The 7,480-nt window shown below is 71.4% G+C and carries 11 protein-coding genes; all 11 read left to right on the top strand.

The features are described from left to right. Positions 1-386: 386 nt before the first annotated feature. The 11 genes from C5508_RS19930 to lepB all read left to right on the top strand — a co-directional run bounded on the left by C5508_RS19930 (position 387) and on the right by lepB (position 7,402). Entirely contained in the window at positions 387-545 is a 159-nt protein-coding gene (locus tag C5508_RS19930) for a hypothetical protein (protein WP_198598024.1), read from the top strand. Between the two features lie 56 nt (positions 546-601). After that, complete coding sequence (locus C5508_RS11075) at positions 602-964, top strand: hypothetical protein (protein ID WP_157944070.1); 363 nt, start codon at positions 602-604, stop codon at positions 962-964. A gap of 30 nt (positions 965-994) precedes the next feature. Next, a complete protein-coding gene (locus C5508_RS11070) occupies positions 995-2,743 on the top strand; it encodes a proline--tRNA ligase (protein ID WP_104525000.1) in 1,749 nt (582 codons plus the stop codon). 114 nt (positions 2,744-2,857) lie between these two features. Further along, positions 2,858-3,199, top strand: coding sequence for a ribonuclease E inhibitor RraB (locus C5508_RS11065; RefSeq protein WP_157944069.1), 342 nt, complete (start codon positions 2,858-2,860; stop codon positions 3,197-3,199). A gap of 209 nt (positions 3,200-3,408) precedes the next feature. Next, positions 3,409-3,879: a 30S ribosomal protein S16 gene (rpsP, locus tag C5508_RS11060; RefSeq protein ID WP_104524998.1), complete on the top strand. Its 471-nt coding sequence runs from the start codon at positions 3,409-3,411 to the stop codon at positions 3,877-3,879. 3 nt (positions 3,880-3,882) lie between these two features. Next, positions 3,883-4,119 (top strand): RNA-binding protein, encoded by a 237-nt coding sequence (locus C5508_RS11055; RefSeq protein ID WP_104524997.1) that lies wholly within the window; start codon positions 3,883-3,885, stop codon positions 4,117-4,119. Between the two features lie 11 nt (positions 4,120-4,130). Further along, the gene (rimM, locus tag C5508_RS11050; RefSeq protein ID WP_104524996.1) at positions 4,131-4,676 is read left to right on the top strand and encodes a ribosome maturation factor RimM; all 546 of its coding nucleotides are present in this window, start codon (positions 4,131-4,133) and stop codon (positions 4,674-4,676) included. Further along, on the top strand, positions 4,673-5,413 hold the full coding sequence (trmD, locus tag C5508_RS11045) for a tRNA (guanosine(37)-N1)-methyltransferase TrmD (RefSeq protein ID WP_104524995.1): 741 nt from the start codon (positions 4,673-4,675) through the stop codon (positions 5,411-5,413). Before rimM ends, trmD begins: the two co-directional genes overlap by 4 nt. After that, the gene (locus C5508_RS11040) at positions 5,406-5,906 is read left to right on the top strand and encodes an NUDIX hydrolase (RefSeq protein ID WP_104524994.1); all 501 of its coding nucleotides are present in this window, start codon (positions 5,406-5,408) and stop codon (positions 5,904-5,906) included. Before trmD ends, C5508_RS11040 begins: the two co-directional genes overlap by 8 nt. Positions 5,907-6,051: 145 nt before the next feature. Further along, complete coding sequence (gene rplS, locus C5508_RS11035; protein WP_104524993.1) at positions 6,052-6,408, top strand: 50S ribosomal protein L19; 357 nt, start codon at positions 6,052-6,054, stop codon at positions 6,406-6,408. Between the two features lie 76 nt (positions 6,409-6,484). Then, the gene (gene lepB, locus C5508_RS11030; protein ID WP_104524992.1) at positions 6,485-7,402 is read left to right on the top strand and encodes a signal peptidase I; all 918 of its coding nucleotides are present in this window, start codon (positions 6,485-6,487) and stop codon (positions 7,400-7,402) included. Positions 7,403-7,480 lie beyond the last annotated feature (78 nt).

Here is a 7,480-nt window from a genome sequence, read left to right as displayed (position 1 = left end):
TTTGTAGTCATATTTATTTGTTATCTTCAGGCAGATGACGGGTTCCGAGTGCTTGATCGGTCTCGGGGGCTCGGAGATGTGTGTAAGGGACGGGGACGGGCGGGCCGGTCGCCGGCTCGGGATCGCGGCGGCAGCCCGGCGCGCGGGTCAAGCCGCGGGGGCAGCGGACGACCCGCGGGGTCGTCCTGCTGGTCGCGGTCTCGGCTCACGGTGCCTCGCTTCCGGGAAGGGCCCCGCCACGGGGGTGACGTCGAGTCTCGGACGAGGTTCGATCGTAGGGGCGCGGTGCCTCTGCACCGACCCTTCGACACGGGGCCCGGCGGCCGCCTCCACTCGAGGTGCCCAACGGGTGTCTTCGCTGGTTGACTCCTCACATGGTCGAGCCGATGCCTGAGCCGGATCCGTTGATCGATCCGAACGAGCCCGTGCCCGACGACCCTGGTGAGCTCCTGCCCGACACCCCGGACACGCTGCCGCCCCCGCCGATCGAGGCGACCCCCGACGATCCCGGCGGCGACCCGGGAGGCGTGCCCGAACCCGCCTGACGTCCGGACCGGTCCGCTGGGTTCCGCGGGTGGGCTGGGCAGTGCACGCGCGACAGGTGCGCGACGAATCCCTGCCGATCGATCGCGGGGTGACGTCCCTGGACTCTTTGATCGCCAGCCTCCACGCACCGTTCGGCTTCCTCGGGACGGTGGCCCACCTGCGCGAGCTCGTCGGGGCGCGGCGGGGACGCCGGACGAGCCGTCAGCTCGCGAAGGCCCTGGACCTCCTCGAAGAGTCGCGCGTCACCCACCTGGCCTACCGGCTCGCCTTCGCGGAACGCCCGTCGGTCGAGAAGGCAGAGGGCCGTCGCCGTCCGACCGCGGGTGACATGGCGGCCCTCGAGCGCGCGGAGTGGCTGAAGCAGGTCGAAGAGGCGCGTACCCGGGTCCCCGGTCGACGGGGGCGGGCCTCCGGATAAGGGCTTTCTCCTGCCTGGGAGACTTTCCCCGTGCTGTTGCGGATGTCGACCCTGTTCCTGCGGACCCTGCGTGACGATCCGGCCGACGCCGAGGTCGCCAGCCACCGTCTCCTGGCCCGTGCCGGCTACATCCGGCGAGCCGCGCCGGGCGGGTTCACCTGGTTGCCGCTGGGCTTCCGGGTCTTCCGCAACGTCGAGCGGATCATCCGCGAGGAGATGGACGCCATGGGCGCCCAGGAGGTGCACTTCCCCTCGCTCCTACCGCGCGAGCCCTACGAGGCCACCGGTCGCTGGACCGAGTACGGCCCCAACCTGTTCCGGCTGAAGGACCGCCGCGGCAACGACTTCCTCCTCGGCCCCACCCACGAGGAGATGTTCACGCTCCTGGTGAAGGACCTCTACGGCTCCTACAAGGACCTGCCGCTCTCGCTGTACCAGATCCAGACGAAGTACCGGGACGAGGCGCGTCCCCGGGCCGGGCTGTTCCGCGGCCGCGAGTTCACGATGAAGGACAGCTACTCCTTCGACGTCGACGACGCCGGCCTGGACAAGAGCTACGCCGCCCACCGCGACGCCTACATCAAGATCTTCGACCGGCTGGGCCTGGAGTACGTCATCGTCTCGGCGATGTCGGGCGCCATGGGCGGCTCCCGGAGCGAGGAGTTCCTGCACCCGACCGAGATCGGTGAGGACACCTTCGTCCGATCGGCCGGCGGCTACGCGGCCAACGTCGAGGCCGTCACCACCGTCGTCCCCGACGAGGTGCCGTTCGACGGCCTGCCCGAGGCGCACGTCGAGGACACCCCCGACACCCCGACCATCGACTCGCTGGTCGCCGTCGCCCAGCAGCTGTTCCCCGACGCCGGCTACACCGCCGCCTCGACGCTGAAGAACGTCGTCGTGACCCTGGTCCAGCCCGACGGCACCCGCGAGCCGCTGGTCATCGGCCTGCCCGGCGATCGCGAGGTCGACGCCAAGCGGCTGGAGGCGCAGGTCGCCCCCGCCGAGGTCGAGGCGTTCACCGAGTTCGACAAGCACCCCGCGCTGGTCAAGGGCTACATCGGCCCGCAGGTGCTGGGCAGCGAGAGCGAGTCGGGCATCCGGTACCTCGTCGACCCGCGGGTGGTTCGCGGCAGCCGCTGGATCACCGGCGCCAACTCACCCGGCAAGCACGTGTTCGACCTCGTGGCCGGCCGCGACTTCACCTGGGACGGCGTCATCGAGGCCGCCGAGGTGCTCGCCGGTGACCCCGCGCCCGACGGCTCCGGTCCGCTGGAGCTCGCGCGCGGCGTGGAGATGGGCCACATCTTCCAGCTCGGCCGCAAGTACGCCGAGGCGCTGGACCTCAAGGTGCTCGACGAGAACGGCAAGCTCGTCACCGTCACCATGGGCTCGTACGGCATCGGCGTCTCCCGCGCCGTCGCCGCCATCGCCGAGTCCATGCACGACGAGCTCGGCCTGATCTGGCCCCGCGAGGTCGCGCCGGCCGACGTGCACATCGTGGCCACCGGCAAGGACGCCGCCGTCTTCGAGGCAGCCGAGGCGCTGGCCGCCGAGCTCGTCGGCCAGGGCCTCACGGTGCTCTACGACGACCGCCCGAAGGTCTCGCCCGGCGTGAAGTTCAAGGACGCCGAGCTGCTCGGCATGCCCACGATCGTCACGGTCGGCCGCGGCCTGGCCGAGGGCGTGCTGGAGCTGCGCGACCGGGTGACCGGCGAGCGCGAGGAGATCCCGGTCGACGGCGCCGCCGCCCGCGTGGTCGCCGCCGTCCGCGGCTGACTCCCCCGCGACGATTATGAAGTCGGGGACGCGCCACGCCGGTCCGCGACGGCGTGCCGCTTCCCGGACTCCATGATCGCGGGAGATCGGCCGACGTCGTGTTCCACTGGCGTCGTGCCGCAGGACGTCGAGGAGTTGCTGGCGCAGAGCGCCGCGCTGGTCGAGGAGCGCCTCGGCCTGGGCGACCGGGTGCACGAACCACGGCCCATCGACCACCTCGCCGGCTTCCGGACCCGCAGGGCGGCCGAGGCCGCGGGGGAGGAGCTCACTGCCTCCGGCTACCGCATCGACGGGCTCTACCGGCGGCTGCTCACCGTGTGGCTGGAGTTCAGCGCCATCACCGCGGTCGACTCCGCCACCGCGGCCGCCTTCACCCGCGAGATCGTGCCGATCGTCAACCGGCACGGCGGCACCTACGACGGCTGGGGCGGCTTCCTGGTGGGGTCCGACGACTAGCTCCCGGCCTCGCTGCAGGGGCCCGCGGCGAGCTGGCGAGGCGTGGGGGGCAGCGAGGTCCTTCAACTTCTTCTGGCACAATGGCTGGTCGAACACGTCGGGTGCGGCCCTCTCACCGTGCCCGCGCGTGTCCATCGCTCCGCCCCGGCGTAACCCCACACGCCGCCCGGCGAGCAACCACACAGCGTTCGAGGAGAACACCACACACCGTGGCCACCAAGATCAAGCTCATGCGCCTGGGCAAGATGCGCGCGCCGTACTACCGCATCGTCGTCGCCGACGCCCGCACCAAGCGTGACGGCCGCTCGATCGAGACGATCGGCAAGTACCACCCCAAGGAGGACCCCTCGTTCATCGAGGTCGACTCCGAGCGCGCGCAGTACTGGCTGGGTGTCGGCGCGCAGCCGACCGAGGCCGTCGCCGCCATCTTCCGGGTGACCGGTGACTGGCAGCAGTTCAAGGGCGAGGCCGCGCCGCCGCCCATGAAGGTCAAGGAGCCCAAGCCGGACAAGAAGGCCCTCTACGAGGCCGCTGTCCGCGCCGGCATGGACGAGCCGACCACCGAGGCGACCACCGCCAAGAAGAAGGCCGCTCCGAAGAAGGCCGCTGCCGAGGACGCTCCGGCTGCCGACGCCGCTCCCGCCGCCGAGGCCGCTCCGGCCGAGACGCCGGCCGAGTAAGACGTGCTCGAAGAAGCGCTCGAGCACCTGGTCAAGGGCATCGTCGACAACCCCGACGACGTCACCGTCGACCTGCTCACCAACCGCCGCGGCAAGACCCTCGAGATCCGGGTGCACCCCGAGGACCTCGGCAAGGTCATCGGTCGTGGGGGGCGCACCGCCAAGGCGCTGCGCCAGGTGATGACCGGCGTCGGCGGACGAGGCCTGCGGGTCGACGTCGTCGACACCGACGGGCGCTGAGCACGAGCTCTTTGAACGCACAGCAGGAACCCCTCGACACCGTGGTGGTCGGCCGCATCGGCCGGCCCCACGGTGTTCGTGGTCTGGCCACCATCGAGGTGCGCACCGACGACCCGGACCTCCGCTTCACCCCGGGCGCGGTGATGCTCACCGAGCCCGCGGAGCGCGGTCCGCTGACCGTGGTCGACAAGCGCTGGCACAGCGGCACGCTGCTGCTGCAGCTGGCCGATCCGAGCGGCGCCGTCTTCAGCACCCGTGAGGACGTCGACGCCCTGCGCAACACCCTCCTGCTGGTCCCCGTCGTGGACCTGCCGGAGATCGAGGAGCCCGACTCCTACTACGACCACCAGCTGGTCGGCCTGGCCGCGCGACTGCCCGACGGCTCGCCGATCGGCCAGGTCATCGCCGTCCGGCACGAGGCCCAGGACCTGCTGGTCGTCCGCCGCATCGAGGGCGGGGAGGCGCTGATCCCGTTCGTCTCGGCGATCGTGCCGACCGTCGACGTCGCCGGCGGCTTCGTGGTGGTGGACCCGCCCGAGGGGCTGCTCGACCTGTGAGCGGCTTCCGGATCGACGTCCTCACGATCTTCCCGGAGTACCTCGCGCCGCTGCGCCAGTCGCTGCTCGGCAAGGCGATCGAGCGCGGCCTCATCGAGGTCGGCGTGCACGACCTCCGCCAGTGGACCGACGACGTGCACCGCACCGTCGACGACGCCCCCTACGGCGGCGGCCCCGGCATGGTCATGAAGCCCGAGCCGTGGGGGCAGGCGCTGGACGCCGTGCGCCCACCCGGCACCCGCCTCGTCGTGCCGACCCCCGCCGGTCGCCCGTTCACCCACGCCATGGCGGCGCAGTGGGCCACCGAGCCCGGCCTGGTCTTCGCCTGCGGCCGCTACGAGGGCATCGACCAGCGCGTGGCCGAGTGGGCGGCCGACGCCGGCCCGGTCTCCGAGGTCTCCATCGGCGACTACGTGCTCGCCGGCGGGGAGTCCGCGGTCCTGGTGATGACCGAGGCCGTCACCCGCCTGATCCCGGGCGTCCTGGGCAACCGGGAGTCCGCCGAGTTCGACTCGCACGCCGACGGCTTGCTCGAGGGGCCGTCCTACACGCGGCCGGCGAACTGGCGCGGTCACGAGGTGCCGCCGGTCCTGCTGTCCGGCGACCACGCGGCCATCGACCGGTGGCGGCGGGCGGAGTCGCTGCGGCGCACCGCCACCCGGCGTCCCGACCTGCTGGCCGCCCTGCCCGAGGGCGCGCTCACCGACGCGGAGCGGGCGGCCCTGTCCGGTGAGTGACCGGCCGGTCCAGCGGACGACGGCGCGCGTCGTCGTCCTCGATCCGGACGGCCGCGTGCTGCTGCTCGGTGCCCGGCTGCCCGATCCGTCCGTGCCGCCCGGTGAGGTGCTGTTCTGGTACACGCCCGGTGGGGGAGTGGAGGACGGCGAGACGCTGCGGGCGGCCGCCGTCCGGGAGCTGGCCGAGGAGATCGGTCTGGTCGTCGAGCCGGATGCCCTCGAGGGCCCGGTGTGGCTGCGTCGGCACGTGGGCCCGTTCGGGGACCAGGTGTTCGACACCCGCGAGACCTTCTTCGTGCTGCGGGACGTCGTCCACGAGGTCGTCCCGGGCGCCCTGACCGAGCTCGAGATCCTCGCGGACGAGCCGCACCGGTGGTGGTCGGCCGACGAGCTGGTCACGGCCACCGACGACCTCGTGCCGGCCGATCTGCCCGCTCTCCTGGCGGAGCTGCGGTCGGGTCCGTGGACGGGGCCCCCGCGCATCGTTTCCTGAGGATGTGGCACAGTAGAGAGTCGCTGCTGACCGACGGCACCGCTGTCGGGAGCTCCTCGTGGAGCCGCAGCTCCCCGGAACGGACAGCCGGGGCGTTCCGCTGTCCGAACCGAGAACGAGCCATCTGAGACTGAGGACTGCCGAGATGAACACCCTGGACGCACTCGACGCCGACTCGTTGCGCGACGACATCCCCTCGTTCCGCCCGGGGGACACCGTCAAGGTGCACGTCCGCGTCATCGAGGGCAACCGCTCGCGCATCCAGGTCTTCCAGGGCGTCGTCATCCGCCGTCAGGGCGGTGGCGTCCGCGAGACCTTCACCGTGCGCAAGGTCAGCTTCGGTGTCGGGGTCGAGCGCACCTTCCCGGTGCACACCCCCGTCGTGGAGAAGATCGAGGTCGTCACCCGCGGTGACGTGCGTCGCGCCAAGCTCTACTACCTGCGCGAGCTGCGCGGCAAGGCCGCCAAGATCAAGGAGAAGCGCGAGCCCGTCTCCCGCTGACCTCCGGGACACGCCTGACAGCCGGGGAACACCGGCTGGAACTCGGCGGGTTCCCCGGGCCGTACGCTGCTCCCTGATGAGCAGCGACCGGCCCGGGGGGCCCGCCGACGTCGTTCCCGGGGATGACGAGCCCGACGCCCAGAGCACCGGTGACGCGGGCAAGACGTCCAGAGGTCGCAAGGCGAAGAAGAAGGGCTCGCTGCTGCGCGAGCTGCCGATCCTGCTGCTCGTCGCCTTCGTCCTGGCCCTGGTGGTCAAGACGTTCTTCGTCCAGGCGTTCTTCATCCCGTCCGGATCGATGGAGCAGACGCTGCACGGCTGTACCGGCTGCACCGGCGACCGCGTGCTGGTGAACAAGGTGCCCTACTGGTTCGGCGAGCCCGAGCCCGGTGACATCGTCGTCTTCAAGGGGCCCGACACCTGGACGCCGGAGATCAGCGTCGAGAAGCCCTCGAACTGGTTCACCGGATCCCTGCTGTGGTTGGGGCGCACCCTGGGGGTCGCACCGCCGAGCGAGGACGACTTCGTGAAGCGCGTCATCGCCACCGAGGGCCAGACGGTGCAGTGCTGCGACGCCGAGGGCCGGCTCACCGTGGACGGCGAGCCGCTCGAGGAGCCCTACATCTTCGAGAACTCGCCTATCGAGCAGCGCCCGTTCGGCCCCGTCACCGTGCCCGAGGGCCGGCTCTGGGTCATGGGTGACCACCGTTCCGCCTCGGCTGACTCCCGGTCGCACATGGGCGACGAGTACAGCGGAACCATCGGTGTGGACGACGTGATCGGCAAGGCGTCGCTGATCGTGTGGCCCCTCGACCGTTTCGGCGTGCTCGATTCCCCGGACATCCAGGGGCTGGAGGCGACCGGCATTCCCGTCGGCGGAACGCAGTCACCGGTCGGCTCCGTGGTCCTCGCTCCCTACGTCGTCGGCCTGGTCGGAGCGGTGCCGATCACCGCCTGGCGCCGCCGTCGGCGGGCCCGCCACCCGGCCGCCTGACCGCTTGCCCGGACCGGGAATGGTCGCCCTGTTGCGCGAGTGACGTGGGTCGCACCATTACGACGTGCGTGTACCAGT

This window comes from Blastococcus atacamensis (genome assembly GCF_002938425.1).
Classification (GTDB): domain Bacteria; phylum Actinomycetota; class Actinomycetes; order Mycobacteriales; family Geodermatophilaceae; genus Blastococcus; species Blastococcus atacamensis.
Note: the sequence above shows the minus strand (reverse complement) of the source record. Positions and strands in the feature narration are given on the sequence as shown.